Consider the following 14,951-nt stretch of genomic DNA (forward strand, 5'->3'; position numbering starts at 1 on the left):
CGGGCGCTGCCCGTCGTGGAGGAATCAGACCAGGTGGGCCGCGAGGAACCGGTCGACGGCGGCCCGGCCGTCGGCGACGTGCGGCTCGACCTTCCACTGCTCGACCAGCTCCGCGCCCGGCGCGAGCCCGGCGAGACGGCGCGACACGGGTTCCGGGTGGAAGTCGTCGATCCCCATCAGCACCAGCCACGGCGTCGCGACGTGGGCGAGCGCCTCGTCGGGAACGGAGTACAGCATCCCGCCGCCGCCCCACATGTTCGTGCGGAACGCGGCCCAGTCGTCGTCGGGGACCCCGGGGTGGTCGGCCTCGATCCCGGCGCGCCACTCGTCGAACTTCCCCTCGAACAGGTGCTGGTTGTCGGCGCGGCCGATGGGCTGCAGCGCGACCGCGGCCCGGACGCGTTGCGGCGCGGTGACCAGCAGGTTCGCGATGAAGGCGCCGCCGATGCACATGCCGAGCACCGCGCACTCGTCGACGCCGAGGTGGTCGAGCAGGGCGAGCTGGTCGGCGGTGTAGGTGTCCCAGCCGTCGCTGCCGTGGACCTCGGCGACCGAGGACCCGGCGTTGCGCTGGTCCATCGCGATGACGCGGTACCGCTGCGCGAGGTGGGTGACCGGGTCCCAGGGGGCGTTGCCCCAGGCCGCGATCGTCGAGTTCATGCCGCCCGGCGCCAGCAGCAGGACCGGGAACCCCGTGCCGTGCTCCTCGTAGTGCAGGGTCACACCGGGGCGCTCGAAGGAGGGCATGGCCCGAAACTAGGCCACCCGCGGGGGAGTCCGCTTCTCCGGACGGCGCCGCGCCAGGATCGAGGTGCCGTAGACGACGAGTGCCAGCCCGAGCAGCAGCAGCCACCACAGACCGGGGCGGACGGTGTCGTCGAGCAGGGTGATGCCGACCAGACCGGGAACGACGACCTGGGTGACCATGTACAGCGCGGTGACCGTGGAGACGTCGCCGAGCTGCAGCGCGCGGGCGTAGTTGTACAGGCCGGTCAGGGCCATCCCGACCAGGATGTACACGAGCGGCTCGCGCAGCAGGCTCCCCAGGTCCACACCGTCGGAGACGTGCATCGCGCGGATGCAGACCGAGCCGCCGCCCAGCCCGAGCCCGGCGAGCACCGCCGACGGCCACGGCTTGGTCGAGTTCGCGATCGCCAGCGTCACCCCCATGATCGCGACGAGCGCCGCGATCAGGACGGCGACGGTCGTACCGTGGCCGGTCAGGGCCTGCTTGCGCTCGGTCCCCGCGCTGCCGGCGACGAACGCGAGCCCGAGCATGCTGGCGCCGATGGCGAGCCGGTGCACCGGCCGCAGCCACTCGCCGCGGAAGTAGCGGGCGTACAGGGCGGTCATCGCGATGGCCCCGGCGAGCGTCGCCTGCACCGCGAAGATGGGGATGAACTGCAGCGCGACGACCATGCAGAGCCAGGTGACGATGTCCATCGCGATCCCGCCGAGGAACCGGGGGCGGGCCAGGACGGCGCTGGTGCGCCCGCCCTGGTCGGCCGCGTCGGCCTGGAGGATGGCGGCGACGGTGCTGCAGAGCATCGCGAACACCGCGAAGAGCATGCCGATCAGCACGGGCGAGCCCGGGTCAGGGCACGGGCGGCATGCGGGGTGATCGACACCGGCCGATTGTGACGTACCGCTACCGGGTGCCGGCCGGGCGGGCGTCCGACGGAGCGGGCCGCTGCTCGGGCAGCGCCGCGGGCATCTCGAAGAAGCCGCTCATCAGCCCGCTGCCGGGCTGCTCGTCACGTGTACCGGCGGCGGCCTGCCAGGGGGACGTGCCGCCCTGGGTCGCACGGCGCTGCGCCAGCAGGGCCCGCGGGCGCTCGGTGAGGACAAGGATGCCGACCGTGAGGGCCACCCCCACCAGCAGCGGCCCTCCGACCACCAGGATGGGCCAGCCCACCACGACATAGGCGAGCACCAATGCACCCGCCGCCATGCCGATGACCGCCCCCGCCAACCGCGTCACCACGCGCCCCTCTCACACCGTGCCCGAACCGGGACGACCAGTGTTTTACCACGTCGGAGGGGGTGGACAGGGGCGACGCGACGCGGTGGTGGTCACACCTTCGGGCACGGCCGTATCGCATGGTGCATGGGGCCGAGCCGGCGTGGGGGCTCCCGTGTCCACGCCGGCCCGGCGGTCCGAATCATCCCGCCCCGGGGTCCGGGCGGGACGGGGTGGGGGTCACTCGGCGCTGTCGTCGCAGCGCAGAGGGTGATCGGTGACCGATTCCCTGTCCCACAGGAAGATCACGCAACCGCACCCGCGGCCGGGGTGGTCGACGTCGGCGCGGGGGCCGTGGTCGTCGGGTCCGGGACCGGGGTGGTCGGGTCGGTGGCGGGCGGGGTGGTGACCGGCGGCGTGGTGACCGGCGGGGTGCTGGTCGAGCCCTCCTTCGCCGGGGTCGTCGGCGCCGGGGTGGTCGGCTTCACCGGGGTCGTCGGCGCCGGAACCGGAGCCGGGCCCGGAGCCACCGGAGCGGGAGCCGGGGGGACGGCCGCGACCGGAGCGGCGGCACCGGCGGCGGGGCGGGCCGCCGTACCCCCGGTGGCCGCGCCACCCGAGGCACCGGCGCCACCGGCGGCGGCGTGCCTCCCGCCCACGGGGGCGCCCGCGGCCGGACCGGCGGCGACGCCGGCGGCCGGGGCGGCGCCCGGGGCGACCGGGGCCGGCGCGACGGCGGGTGAGCTCAGCACGGGCGCCGCGCTCAGCTCACCGATCCCGGGGCTCGTCGTGGGCCAGAACAGCAGCGCACCCGCGATGGCAGCGGCACCGGCGAGACCACCGGCACCGACCACCAGGCGCTGCCGGGTGACCGTGGCGCGACGGGCGGTGGCCGGGGCGTCCCGGGTGACCAGGGTGTCCGGGGCGGGCCGCTCCGGGCGGACGGCGGACGGCGCGGGCGGCTGTCCGGCCCCGAGGACCGAGGTCCGTGCGGGGGCGGGGGGCGGCGCCGTACGGGGGCGGGGGACCGCGGTCAGCGGGCCGGTCGGCGGCTCCGGGTCGAGCAGCGCGACGGCCGTGGCGGCCGCGGCGGGCCGCTCGGTCCGCGCGGTCCGCTCCCGCTCACCGCGGGTCGGCCACGCCGGCGCGTTGCGGTCGGTCATGCCGGTGCGGTCGGTGCGCTCGGTGGCCTCCGGCCCGGGCCGGTCCCACGGGCTGCGCCCGGCCGGGTCGACGGGCTCGCGGGGCGCGGGGACACCGGTCAGCGGTGCCATCCGCACACCGGGCCAGGAGGTCCCGGCCCCCGGTGCGACGGCCAGTGCGGCACCGCGGGCGGCGTCGGCCACCGGGTCCGCGACGACGGCGACCGGGCGGCCCAGCGCCGCCGAGACCGCCTGCACCACGACCGGCATCCGCGCGGCACCGCCGGCGAGCAGCACCTCGGCGTCGGGGGCGGCGGCGACGACGTCCTGCACCAGGTCGGCGACCGGCTCGAGCAGCGGGCGGGTGAGCTCGTCGAGGTCGGAGCGATGGATCCTCACCGCGGTCAGCAGGCCGGGCATCTCCACCCGGACGGTCGCGACGGTGTCCCGGGACAACAGCTGCTTGGCGGCGCGGCACTCGTCCCGCAGGGCGGTCAGAGCGGCGACGGTCCGCGGGTCGTCGGGGTCGAGCGCGTCGAACGCGGCAGCCGTGGCCGGGGAGGAGGACCGGACGAAGGCGAACACCGCGTCGTCGACGTCGGCGCCACCGGTCCGGCAGCTCAGCGTGCGACCGACGGCGTCGGGCAGCACCCCGGGTGCGGCCGCGGCCAGTACGGTCGCGGTGGTCCCGTTGCCCCCCAGGTCGACGACGGCGAGCGGCCCCCCGGCCGGCACGACGGCGCGGTGGGCGAGCGCGACGGCCTGCGGCGCGGTCACCAGGGAGACGGTCAGCCCGCGGCGACGCAGTGCGGCGGCCAGCAGGTCGCGCTTGTGGCGGCCCCAGCCCACCGGGCAGGTGACCCCGATCCGCGACGGCGGGCCGCCGTGCCGGGTGGACACCTCGTCGACCAGGACACGCACCAGCCGGGCGCACAGGTCCTCGGCCGCGTAGGCGTAGCCGCCCAGCGACAGCGGGGTCGGGTCCCCGACCCGGTCGAGGAAGCCGCGTGCGACGCGGTCCGGCTCGGCCGGGGCCCGGCGACGGGCGGGCTCACCGCACAGCAGGTCACCCCCGGGCGTCGCGACGAGCACCGCCGGGAGCACGTCGCTCCCGTCGCGGCCCCCCAGCCGCACGGGCTCCGCGGCACCGCCCGTGCGCAGCACGGCAGCGGTCACCGAGGTCGCCCCCAGGTCGATCCCGAGCAGGTACGACATCACTGCTCCCCCCTCGTCGAACCGGCACGCCGGCGTGGTCCTCTCCGAGACCCATCGACGGGGGCCGCCCCGGTGTTAGCCCGTGCGGCGCAGCAGTTCGAGGTTGGGGACCGATCCCCTAACGGCCCCCCTACGGACCCGGAGCGATCCCCGATGGCCGGATCCAGCGGCACCCCTAGCTTTCTCGTCATCACCGGCCGACACCGCGACCGGTACCCACCTGACAGCCCCGGAGGCAACCATGGCCGGCCGCGATCTCTCACTCGTCGAGTTCGTCAAGATCATCCTCGGGCTCGGCCCGGACAAGGACGAGAACATCGAACTGCGCGACTGGTTCCTGAAGGACCCCGACGCCGCGCTCGAGTACCACGGTCTCGGCAACCTGACCGCCGAGGACGTCCGCGACGCCGCCGTCCTGCTCCAGGACAACGACACCGTGTCGTTCGACCGCAGCTACGACACCGGCTTCGACTGGGACCACGGCAACGCCGGCTGGGCCTGGAAGGCCGGCTCCGAGGGCCACCACGAGGGCGGCCACAAGCACGGCGCGGAGCACGAGAAGGTCCACGTCAAGGACAACTTCTACGAGTACCACGTCAACGACCGGGACACCGTCGTCGACAACTCGATCAACCAGAACGTCGACACCGACGGCGGCGACTTCCGCCAGACGATCGAGACCAACTCGGTGACCGCCTCCGGCGACGGCGCCGTGGCCGCCGGCCGCGACATCGAGGATTCGACCATCACCACCGGCAACGGCAACGCGGTCGGCAACGGCAACGCCGTGGTCAACGGCGACGACAACCAGGTCGCCTTCGGCGACGGCTCCTCGGCCGACTCCTACGGCGACATGACCGCCGACGACGGCGGCGCCGTCGCCATCGGCGGCGGCAACGCCAACGGCGACAACTCGGTGAACGGCTCCTTCAACGAGGAGACCACCACGACCACGACGACGAACGAGACCAGCTTCGAGGACTCGTTCAACACCACCATCGACGACTCGGTGGAGAACACCACCACCGACAGCGGCAACACGAACATCGGCAACGGCCTCGAGGCGAACGTCGACCTCGACATCGCCTGATCCGACTCCCGTCGTCAACCGAGCGGGCCGGACACCGGCTCCGGCCCGCTCACCCCGCCACCACCGTCTTCCGTCGCCCGCCCGAGCGCGACGGCACCCCCTGAGGAGAGCGCCATGTCCGCCGAGAAGACCCTGATCCAGTTCATCCTGGACCTGCTGAAGGACCCGAAGCTCCTGGCCGAGTTCAAGGACGACCCCCAGGGCATGCTCGCCCAGTGCGGCCTGTCCGACGTCTCCGCCGAGGACGTCCGCGACGCGATCGTCCTGGCCCAGGACAACGACGAGGTCTCCTTCGACCGCGACTACAACACCGGCGGCGGCCACGGCGGCGGCCACCACCACACCCCGCCGCCGCCGCCCGTGCACCACGGCGAGGACCCGGTCAAGTACATCGACAAGTACGTGACCAACAACCACTACACCTACAACGTCGACGACCGCGACACCATCGTCGACAACTCGATCAACCAGAACATCGACACCGGCGGCGGCGACTTCCGCCAGGACATCGACACCAACTCCGTCGTCGCGTCCGGCGACGGTGCGGTGGCCGCCGGCGACGACATCCGCGACTCGACCATCACCACCGGTGACGGCAACGCGGTCGGCGACGGCAACGCCGTGGTCAACGGCGACGACAACCAGGTCGCCTTCGGCGACGGCTCCTCGGCCGACTCCTACGGCGACATCACCGCCGACGACGGCGGCGCCGTCGCCATCGGCGGCGGCAACGCCACCGGTGACGACTCGGTGAACGACTCCTACAACTCGTCGGAGACCACCACCACCGACGAGACCACCACGTCGTTCGAGGACTCGTTCAACACCGACGTCGACAGCTCGACCTCGACCGTCACCGAGGACAGCGGCAACGTCAACGTGCTCAACGACGCCGACCTCGACGTCAACGCCTCGCTGCTCTGATCCTCGACACCCTGACGAGAAATCGTCCCTGCTCCGCCCGCGAGCAGTAGGATCGACTGCACGGCCCATCGGCCCCGGCCACCCTCACGTGGGTGACCGGGGCCGATGACGTTGGTGTATCCATGACAGCGACGCGACGAGCGGTGACCGCACCGCTCCGGAGCGATGGGGGGCGCAACGCACGTGGCGGTACCGGAGGCGGTCGCGCTGGTCGACCTCGCCCTCAAGGCGGTCACGGCCTACGACCGTCCCGACCTCGCTCCCCGGCTGCGCCAGACCAGGACCAGGCTGTCGGACCCGGTGGTCCGGGTCCTCGTGGTGGGCGAGTTCAAGCAGGGCAAGAGCCAGCTCGTGAACGCCCTCGTGAACGCCGCCGTCTGTCCCGTCGACGACGACATCGCCACCGCCGTGCCGACCCTCGTCCGCTTCGGCGAGGAGACGTCGGTGACGCTGGTCCGGGAGGTCGCCGGCGCCGACGGGGCCGTGGCCGAGAAGGCCGAGCGGACGGTCGTCGGGTTGGACGAGCTCGCGGACCACGTGTCCGAGGGCGGCAACCCGGGCAACCGCGCCGGCCTGACCCGTGCCGAGGTGACGCTGCCCCGCAAGCTCCTGCAGAGCGGGCTGGCACTCGTGGACACCCCCGGGGTCGGTGGCCTCGGGTCGGCCCACGGTGCGGCCACGATGTCGGCCCTGCCCACGGCGGACGCCGTGCTGCTGGTCTCCGACGCCAGCCAGGAGTACACCGCTCCGGAGCTGGAGTTCCTGCAGGCGGCGCGCAAGCTGTGCCCCAACGTCGCCTGCGTCGTCACCAAGACCGACCTCTACCCGCACTGGCGCCGCATCGTGGAGCTGGACGAGGGTCACCTGCGGACCGCCGGGATCGACGCCCGGCTGCTGCCGGTCTCCTCCGCACTGCGGCTGCACGCGGCCCGTACCCAGGACCTCGACCTCATCGCGGAGTCCGGCTTCCAGGCGCTCACCAGCTTCCTGCTGCGCAAGGTCGTCTCCGCCGCCGACGACCTGGACCGCCGTTCGACAAGCCAGGACGTTCTGGTCACCTGCCAGGCGCTCGAGTCGACGATGCGTGCCGAGCTCATGTCGCAGAACGACCCGGAGAAGGCCGGGCAGCTCGCCCGTGAGCTGGAGTCGGCCCGCTCGCGCGTCGACGGGCTGCGACAGCGGTCCGCACGCTGGCAGACCACGCTGAACGACGGCGTCGCCGACCTCATCGCCGACATCGACTACGACCTGCGCGACCGGCTGCGGGCGGTCTCCCGCGACGCCGAGCAGCTGCTCGAGGACGCCGACCCGGCCGACATCTGGGAACAGTTCGCCGAGTGGTTCCACAAGCAGGTCGCCCACGCCGTCGCGCAGAACTTCGTGTGGACCACCGAGCGGGCCCGCTGGCTGGCCGAGCAGGTCGCCGACCACTTCGCGGAGGCCGTCGACGTCACGCTGCCCGAACTCCGCGTGGCCGGCGGGTCGGTGGCCGGCCTGGTGGACCCGCTGGACATGCCCGCGGACGAGAAGTTCGGCGTCGGCCAGAAGCTCTTCGTCGGCGCCCGCGGTGGCTACGGCGGCATGCTGATGCTCGGCCTGGCCTCGACCGTCGCCGGGTTCGCTCTGCTCAACCCGGTCTCGGTCGGTGCAGGCCTGCTGTTCGGCGCCAAGACCGTGCGCGACGAGAAGAAGCGCATGAAGCAACGGCGCCAGGCCGAGTCGAAGAACGCGGTGCGCCGCCACATCGACGAGGTCACCTTCCAGGTCGGCAAGGACTCGCGGGACAACCTGCGCCGGATCCAGCGCGACCTGCGCGACCACTTCACCACCGTCGCCGACGAGCTGTCCGACGCGTTGAAGGAGTCGGTCTCGGCCGCCCAGACCGCCCTGAAGGACGACGCCTCGCGGCAGAAGCGCGTCGCGGACCTGGAGGCCGAGCTGAAGCGGGTCTCCGGCCTCGCCGAGCGGGCCCGCGCGCTGGCCGCGGCGGCCGGGGCGGAGGCGTCCGCGTGAGTGCGCTGACCGACCAAACCCGCGCGCTGCTGCGCCGCACCCTGGACGCCTACGGGGACTCGCCGCAGGCCGCCGGGTGGCTGCGCCACCACCTCGACCGGTTCGACGAGCCGCTGCGCGTCGCGATCGCGGGCAAGGTCAAGGCCGGCAAGTCCACACTGCTCAACGCCCTGGTCGGCGAACGGATCGCCCCCACCGACGCGGGCGAGTGCACCCGCATCGTCACCTGGTACGCGGACGCGCCCGCCCCGGGCGTTCGGATGCACCTGCGCTCCGGCGCGGACCGCCCCCTCACCCTGGCCCGGCGCGACGGCGCGCTGCAGATCGACCTGCAGGGCGCCCGGGTGGAGGACGTCGACCGGCTGCACGTCGACTGGCCGTCGCAGCACCTGCGGCGCACCAACCTCATCGACACCCCCGGCATCGGGTCCCTGACCGCCGACGCGGCCGGCCGGGCCGGGGAGTTCCTGACGCCGGAGGACACGCCGTCGCCCGCCGACGCCGTCGTCTACCTGATGCGTCACCTGCACGCCGGTGACGTGCGGTTCCTGGAGGCCTTCCACGACCGCGGCGTCGCCCGCGCGACCCCCGTGAACACCATCGCGGTGCTGTCCCGCGCCGACGAGATCGGCGTCGGCCGGCTCGACGCGCTGATCTCCGCGCGCCGGATCGCACGGCGCTACCGCGGCGACGACAAGCTACGCGGGCTGTGCCAGACCGTCGTCGCCGTCGCCGGACTGCTCGCCGAGACCGCCCGCACCATGCGGCAGGACGAGTACGTCGCGCTCACCGAGCTCGCGGCGCTGCCGCGGGCCGACGTCGAGGCGCTGTTGCTCTCGGCCGACCGGTTCGGGCGCACCGAGCTCGACCGGCCCGACTCCGCCACCCGGATCGCGCTGCTGGAGCGGTTCGGCCTCTTCGGGGTCCGACTGGGGACGACGCTGATCCGGCAGGGCGTGAAGGACCCGACCGCGCTGGCCGACGACCTGGTGCGCCGCTCCGGCCTCGACGAGCTGCGCTCAGTGCTCGACACCCAGTTCTCCGAGCGCCGCGACCTGCTCAAGGCCCGCTCCGCGCTGCTCGCCGTCGACCTCGTGCTGACCCGCGAGCCCCGCCCGGCGACGGCCGCGCTGCGTGCCGAGGTGGAGCGGATCCTGGCCGGGGCGCACGAGTTCGTCGAGCTGCGGGCGCTGGCCGACCTGCGCGCCGGCAAGATCGTGTTCCCGCCCGAGGCGCTCGCCGACGCCGAACGACTGCTCGGCGGCGAGGGCGGCTCGGCGGCGGCCCGGCTCGGGCTCGACGGTGCCGCGGGTCCGCGCGAGGTCCACGACGCCGCCTCCGAGGCGCTGCGGCGCTGGCGGCGGCGGGCGGAGAGTCCGCTGACCGGGCGGGCGTCGGCGGAGGCCGCGCGGATCGTGGTGCGGTCCTGCGAGGGACTGCTCGCCGAGGCGTCCCGCACGCACGCGCACCACTGAAAGATGTGGACGGCGGCTACGTCGGCTCGATCCTGCCCTGACCGGGCGGGTCAGCCGCGGTCGCCCAGGATCCGGCGGAGCTCGTCGAGCAGCTCGCTGCGGCCGCCCACCCCGAGACGCTGACGCATCCGGGCCACGTGGTGCTCGACGGTCTTCGCCGAGATGAACAGCGCCTCACCGATCTCGCGCTGGGTGCGCCCCTGCACGACGAGCTCGGCGACCTCCAGCTCGCGCTCGGACAGCAGACCCGACCCGGACGGTTCCGGGGCGGCCTCGACGGGCGCCGGGGCCGCGGCGGCGGGCTCCTCCGTGACCGGGCCGAGCTCCTCCGCGAGGGGCGGGAGGGTCCCCTGGCGCAGGTCCGTCCCCGCCGCCTGCAGCGCCCGCGCGCAGGCCAGCAGGGCGGACACCGCGCGCCGGTCCCCGGTCCGCAGTGCCGCCTGCCCGGCGAGGCGACCGCCGTCGAAGGACAGGCCGACGGCGTGCAGCCCGCGGGCGGCGGCCTCGACCTCGGCCGCGTCGACCCGGTCCTCCAGCACGCCCACCCAGTGCGGGGCCGCCGTCGCCATGGCGTGGGCGAAGCGGCTGCCGCAGGCGGCGCTCTGCAGCTCCTCGGAGCGGGCGCGGGCGGCCTCGACGTCGTCGGTGAGCACCGCGGCCTGCAGCCGCGCCCAGTGCAGCGGGGCGGCCCACAGCGCGGGCCGGCCGAGCCGGTCGAGCAGCGCGTCGGCCTCGGCGAGGTGCGGGGCCACCCAGCTCTCCTCCCGCAGCCGCGACGCCGCGGTCACCAGCTCCCCGAGCGGCTGCAGCACGTAGAGGTCGACCGGGTGCCGGACGATCGCCTGCCGCGCCCGCGTCCAGGACCGCATCAGGGCCCCGAGGTCGGACTGGCGGCGGGCGATCGCGACCTGCAGCGCGGCGGCGAGGAACTCGTCACGCGGTTCGAGGGGGTCGTCGCCCGCGTCGACAGCGGCGAGCCGCTCCGACGCCGGGCCGGTCGCGCCGCGCAGCAGCGCGATCCAGCCGAGCAGCAGCCGGTGCCGGGCCCGGGCGGGCGCCCCGCCGAGCCCGGTCCGCAGGGCGCGGTCCAGCACGGACGCGGCGACGTCGAACTCCCCGGTGTGCACGGCCACCAGCGCGGCCAGCGCGGCCGGGGTGTCGGGCAGCAGCGCGGCGCCGTGCGCGGCCTCCAGCAGACCGGCGGCGCGGGCCAGGCCGGACAGCGCGGCGGTCGGGGAGCCCTCGACCGAGTCGAGCATGCCGCGGGCGGTGAGGTCGTCGGCGCCGTCCACGAGGGTGGGCGCGCGGCCGGCGACGAACCCGGAACCGTCGCCGTCGACCCCCACGACGGCGCGGGCCTCCTCCAGCGCCCCGGTCCCGATCAACACGGGCACGGCCGCCGCGGGCGGGCGCTCCCCGGACACCGCCGCGGTCCACCGGTACAGCTCGGCGCTGCGTGCCAGCAGCCCCCGCCGGGCGAGGACGGCGGCCGCGACCGACCCGGCGCGGACGGCGTCCTCGGCCTCGACGGCGTCGGTCGCGGACAGCACCGAGTCCGCGTGCCCGAGCGCGCCGTCGAGGTCCCCGGCGACCAGGTGGGCCTGCGCGCGGTGCGCGGCGACGGTCAGCGGGGGCGTCCCCGCGGCGACGGCCTCGGCGTAGAACCGGACCGCATCCGGGCTCTCCGCGCGGCCCGCCTCGGCCGCGGCGGCCCGGAACACCGCGGCGGCGCGCTCCCCGGTGGCCCCGGACCCGCGCAGGGTGCGGGCGACGGCGAGCACGCTCCCGCCACGGTCGAGCTCGATCTCGGCGAGGTGGCGGCGCAGCTCGGCCCGCCGGGCCGGCGCGACCCGGGTGCGGATCGCCTCGGCGACCAGCGGCACGACCCGCCCGTCGGGGGTGCAGAGCCCGGCGGCGACGGCCCGGCCGGACAGCTCGTCGAGCTCGGCGACCTCGGCGCCGACGCCGATGCCGGCCGCGTCGGAGATCCCGAGCAGCGGGACGAGCACCTCGCCGTCGACGGGGGCGCCGAGCGCGAGCGCGGTGACCAGCTCGACCACCCGCGGGTCCTCGGCGTCGACGGCGTAGCCGATCTGCTCGGCGAGCTGCGGCGGCACCGGACCGCCGACCCGTCCGTGGGCGAGCAGCCGGTCGACCAGCACCGGGGCCCCGGCGGTGCGCTCGGCGACGACCCGGACGGCCTCGTCGGAGATCCGGACCCCGGCGACGCGGGCGGCCCGGGCGGCGATCCCGGCGGCGTCGAGCGCGCCCAGGACCAGCGGCGGCGCGGCGGCGGCCAGCGTCGCGCCGAGCCGGGCCAGCGCGCGGCTGCGCGGCCACGGACGGAACGCGACGACCAGCCGGGCGCCCGGACGGCCCGCGCGCCCGCGCAGGTCGGCGAGCTCGTCGTCGCCGAGCTCGTGGGCGTCGTCGACGACCGTCACGTCCTGCCCGGCGCCGGCCTCGGTCCACACCCGGTCCAGCTCGCGCAGCACGGTCGACTTACCCGCACCGGCGGGGCCGGTGACGGCCACCAGGCGCGGTGCGTCCGGCTCCTCGGCGACGGCCCGGACCAGCGCGACCGCGGCGGGGGCCCCGGCGAGCGGGCCGGTCGACGCGGCGGGCGTGGGGGACGTCGTCGGTGCCGCCATCCTCGTCCGCCCCTCCCGTCGCCCGATCGGGTCGCCCGATCGGGGACGGCCGAGGCTATCGGGTGCGGTGTCCGGTTCCCCCGCCGGACCCGGCAGGATCACCGGAGTGCGTGACCACGTGTGGGCGATCGTGCTGGCGGGCGGCCGGGGGCTCCGTTACGGCCGGCTGAAGCAGCTCGACAAGCTGGCCGGGTCCCGGCTGGTCGACCACACCGTCGCCGCCGCCCGGCGCACCTGTGACCGGGTCGCGCTGGTGCTGCCGTCCGGGGTGGACTGGGACGGCGAGCCGGTCGACGCGCTCGCCGTCGGCGGGGACCACCAGTCGGAGTCCCTGCGGGCCGGGCTGGCCGTCGTGCCCGCCGAGGCGGGGGTCCTGGTTCTCGCCGACCCGGCGCACCCGCTCGCCGCCGACCGGATCTTCACCGAGGTGGTCGAGGCCGTGCGGGCGGGCGCCGACGGGGCGGTGCCGGTGGTCCCGCTGCTGGAGGTGGTGCAGCGGGTGCGCGACGGCGTCGTCGTCGACACCCTCCCCAAGCAGGACGCGGTGGTCACGCAGTCGCCGCAGGCGTTCCGCGCGGACGTGCTGCGTGCCGCGCACGCCGACGCGCCCCGGCCGGTGGAGAACTCGGGGATGCTCGCCGCGCTCGGCCACCGCGTGGTGACGGTGCCGGGGGACCCGGCGAACCTGCACGTCGCAACCCCGGAGGACCTGGCCGTCGTCCGGCGCCTGGTCAGATGAGCGTGCCGACGTCCTGGGCGACCAGGTCGTCGGTGGCCCGTTCGACGACGGCGGCGATCGTCATCGACGGGTTGCAGGCGGCCGTCGTACCGGGCATCAGCGACCCGTCGAGCACGTAGAGGCCGCGCTGGCCCCGCACCCGGCCCGCCACGTCGCAGACCGTGCCGATGCAGGCCCCGCCCAGCGGGTGCCAGGTGGTCGGCACCGCGTAGGTGGTGTCGAGGAAGGTGCCCCGCACCCCGGTGATGCGCCCCATCCTCTCGTGGATGCGCGCGGTCAGGGTGGCGTCGCCGTCGAGCGGCCAGTCGACGACACCCTCCTGCCGGACCGGGTCCCAGCCCATCCGGCCGCGGCCGGCGCTGACGCCGTAGCCGACGAGCATCGTCGTGGTGCGGCCGAGGCCGAGCGGCAACGGCGGCAGCGACGCCTGGATGACGGTGTTGGCCGTGGCCGGGTCCGCCCAGTCCTTCGTCCCGAACACCACCGGGCCGCCCTGGATCGCGCCGAAGTCCTCGACCAGGGAGTTCCAGGTGCAGATCCGGTCGCCGTTGGTGCCCCAGTTCTCGCCGAGCGCGTCGGGCAGGTCCGGGACCGTGTCGTGCGCGCGGGCCCGCAGCAGCAGCCGGTTGGTGTTCTGGGTGCCCGCCGCGAGCACCAGCGCCGGGGTAGTGATGATCTTCTTCTCGAGCACGGTGCCGGTCTCGTCGATCCGGTCGACGTGCGTCTCCCAGCGCCCGTCGGCCGCGCGGACGACGTCGGTGACCTGGTGCAACGGGGCGACCGTGACCCGCCCGGTCGCCTCGGCGGCGGCGAGGTAGGTGACGTCGACGGTGTGCTTGCCGCCGTTGTTCACGCCGAACGCGGCGTCGCCGTTCGTGTAGGCGGGCCTCATCTCGCCACGCAGCTCGGCCAGCGCGTAGTCCCAGTCGATCGGCATCGGGATCTTCTCGACCTCGTAGCCTGCGGCCTCCGCCCGGTCGCGGAAGACCCGCGGGGCGCGGTACGTCGGCGAGTCGATCAGCTCGTCCGGGGCGGTGGCCAGGCGCAGCATCCGGGCGACCCGCGGGTAGTGCTCGCGGGCGAGCACGTCGTACTCCAGCTCGCGGGGCATCGTCGCGGCGAACACCTCGGCCGAGGGCTGGAGCGTCATCCCCTGGTAGAGCAGCGAGCCCCCGCCGACCCCGGCCGCGCAGAACGCGTCCATCCCGTTGCCGCCGACACGCTCCAGCAGCCCGGTGTACCGGCCGGGGGACAGCGGCACGGCGCCCGGGGTGCTCGCGGTGGGGCGCCCCAGCAGCACCGACAGCGGGTTCGGCGGCCCGTCCAGGGGGTCGGCGACCGTGTCGAGCCAGAACAGCCTGCGGTCGGGGTTCGTCGTCACCCGGGGGAAGGTCTCGGCGTCCGGCCCGGTGACCCACCGCCGTCCGCGTTCGAGGACGAGCACGTCCACACCGGCCTCGGCCAGGCGCAGCGCCGTGACGCCGCCGCCGAACCCGGAGCCGACGACGACCACCCGACGCTCCTCCCGGGTCACGCGCACCCGGGACGGCGCGGCGGCGACCGCGGTGCCCGCGCCGAGGACCCCCAGCCCGGCGACGCCGGCAGCACCCAGCAGGACCGACCTGCGGCTGATCGAGCGCATCGGGGAGCTCCTCTCGGAAAGACACCCGACTGGACACCTGTCCACCCGTAGTCGATCACGGTAGCGGCACCGCCCGGCGCCCCGGGACCGGGGCGGTCGA

11 protein-coding genes are annotated in these 14,951 nt (G+C 75.2%); 5 read left to right on the plus strand and 6 right to left on the minus strand.

Annotated features, from left to right (window positions below):
* Positions 1 to 24 precede the first annotated feature (24 nt).
* The 4 genes from ATL51_RS15955 to ATL51_RS15970 all read right to left on the minus strand — a co-directional run bounded on the left by ATL51_RS15955 (position 25) and on the right by ATL51_RS15970 (position 4,317).
* Positions 25 to 747 carry an alpha/beta fold hydrolase gene (locus ATL51_RS15955; protein WP_100879063.1) on the minus strand — a complete coding sequence of 241 codons (723 nt, stop codon included), beginning with the start codon at positions 745 to 747 and terminating at the stop codon, positions 25 to 27.
* 9 nt (positions 748 to 756) lie between these two features.
* Complete coding sequence (locus tag ATL51_RS15960; protein WP_073576075.1) at positions 757 to 1,581, minus strand: hypothetical protein; 825 nt, start codon at positions 1,579 to 1,581, stop codon at positions 757 to 759.
* Positions 1,582 to 1,648: 67 nt separating this feature from the next.
* Positions 1,649 to 1,981, minus strand: a complete 333-nt coding sequence (locus ATL51_RS15965; RefSeq protein ID WP_167410005.1) for a hypothetical protein — start codon at positions 1,979 to 1,981, stop codon at positions 1,649 to 1,651.
* Between the two features lie 284 nt (positions 1,982 to 2,265).
* Positions 2,266 to 4,317, minus strand: a complete 2,052-nt coding sequence (locus ATL51_RS15970; protein WP_157818388.1) for an Hsp70 family protein — start codon at positions 4,315 to 4,317, stop codon at positions 2,266 to 2,268.
* A gap of 241 nt (positions 4,318 to 4,558) precedes the next feature.
* Between ATL51_RS15970 and ATL51_RS28280 the strand changes: the two genes are divergently transcribed.
* The 4 genes from ATL51_RS28280 (at position 4,559) to ATL51_RS15990 (ending at position 9,819) form a co-directional block, all read left to right on the plus strand.
* On the plus strand, positions 4,559 to 5,407 hold the full coding sequence (locus ATL51_RS28280; protein ID WP_157818389.1) for a hypothetical protein: 849 nt from the start codon (positions 4,559 to 4,561) through the stop codon (positions 5,405 to 5,407).
* Positions 5,408 to 5,521: 114 nt separating this feature from the next.
* Positions 5,522 to 6,331, plus strand: a complete 810-nt coding sequence (locus ATL51_RS15980) for an IniB N-terminal domain-containing protein (protein WP_208623000.1) — start codon at positions 5,522 to 5,524, stop codon at positions 6,329 to 6,331.
* Between the two features lie 183 nt (positions 6,332 to 6,514).
* Positions 6,515 to 8,344, plus strand: a complete 1,830-nt coding sequence (locus tag ATL51_RS15985; protein WP_100879066.1) for a dynamin family protein — start codon at positions 6,515 to 6,517, stop codon at positions 8,342 to 8,344.
* Positions 8,341 to 9,819, plus strand: a complete 1,479-nt coding sequence (locus ATL51_RS15990; RefSeq protein WP_100879067.1) for a dynamin family protein — start codon at positions 8,341 to 8,343, stop codon at positions 9,817 to 9,819. Before ATL51_RS15985 ends, ATL51_RS15990 begins: the two co-directional genes overlap by 4 nt.
* A 50-nt stretch (positions 9,820 to 9,869) precedes the next feature.
* On the opposite strand, the gene ATL51_RS15995 is transcribed toward ATL51_RS15990, so the two are convergent.
* A complete protein-coding gene (locus ATL51_RS15995; protein WP_100879068.1) occupies positions 9,870 to 12,470 on the minus strand; it encodes a helix-turn-helix transcriptional regulator in 2,601 nt (866 codons plus the stop codon).
* Positions 12,471 to 12,576: 106 nt separating this feature from the next.
* On the opposite strand from ATL51_RS15995, the gene ATL51_RS16000 reads away from it, so the two are divergent.
* Positions 12,577 to 13,209 carry an IspD/TarI family cytidylyltransferase gene (locus ATL51_RS16000; protein ID WP_208623001.1) on the plus strand — a complete coding sequence of 211 codons (633 nt, stop codon included), beginning with the start codon at positions 12,577 to 12,579 and terminating at the stop codon, positions 13,207 to 13,209.
* Here ATL51_RS16000 and ATL51_RS16005 read toward each other — a convergent pair.
* A complete protein-coding gene (locus ATL51_RS16005) occupies positions 13,202 to 14,851 on the minus strand; it encodes a GMC oxidoreductase (RefSeq protein ID WP_100879069.1) in 1,650 nt (549 codons plus the stop codon). The two genes, ATL51_RS16000 and ATL51_RS16005, sit on opposite strands and share 8 nt — an antisense overlap.
* Between the last annotated feature and the right edge of the window lie 100 nt (positions 14,852 to 14,951).

This window comes from Pseudonocardia alni, assembly GCF_002813375.1.
Classification (GTDB): domain Bacteria; phylum Actinomycetota; class Actinomycetes; order Mycobacteriales; family Pseudonocardiaceae; genus Pseudonocardia; species Pseudonocardia alni.

Bases quoted from the DNA above. Each gene is read 5' to 3' on its own strand.
- ATL51_RS15980 (WP_208623000.1), top strand. From the start codon at position 5,522: ATGTCCGCCGAGAAGACCCTGATCCAGTTCATCCTGGACCTGCTGAAG.
- ATL51_RS16005 (WP_100879069.1), bottom strand. From the start codon at position 14,851: ATGCGCTCGATCAGCCGCAGGTCGGTCCTGCTGGGTGCTGCCGGCGTC.
- ATL51_RS15995 (WP_100879068.1), bottom strand. From the start codon at position 12,470: ATGGCGGCACCGACGACGTCCCCCACGCCCGCCGCGTCGACCGGCCCG.
- ATL51_RS28280 (WP_157818389.1), top strand. From the start codon at position 4,559: ATGGCCGGCCGCGATCTCTCACTCGTCGAGTTCGTCAAGATCATCCTC.
- ATL51_RS15955 (WP_100879063.1), bottom strand. From the start codon at position 747: ATGCCCTCCTTCGAGCGCCCCGGTGTGACCCTGCACTACGAGGAGCAC.
- ATL51_RS15970 (WP_157818388.1), bottom strand. From the start codon at position 4,317: ATGTCGTACCTGCTCGGGATCGACCTGGGGGCGACCTCGGTGACCGCT.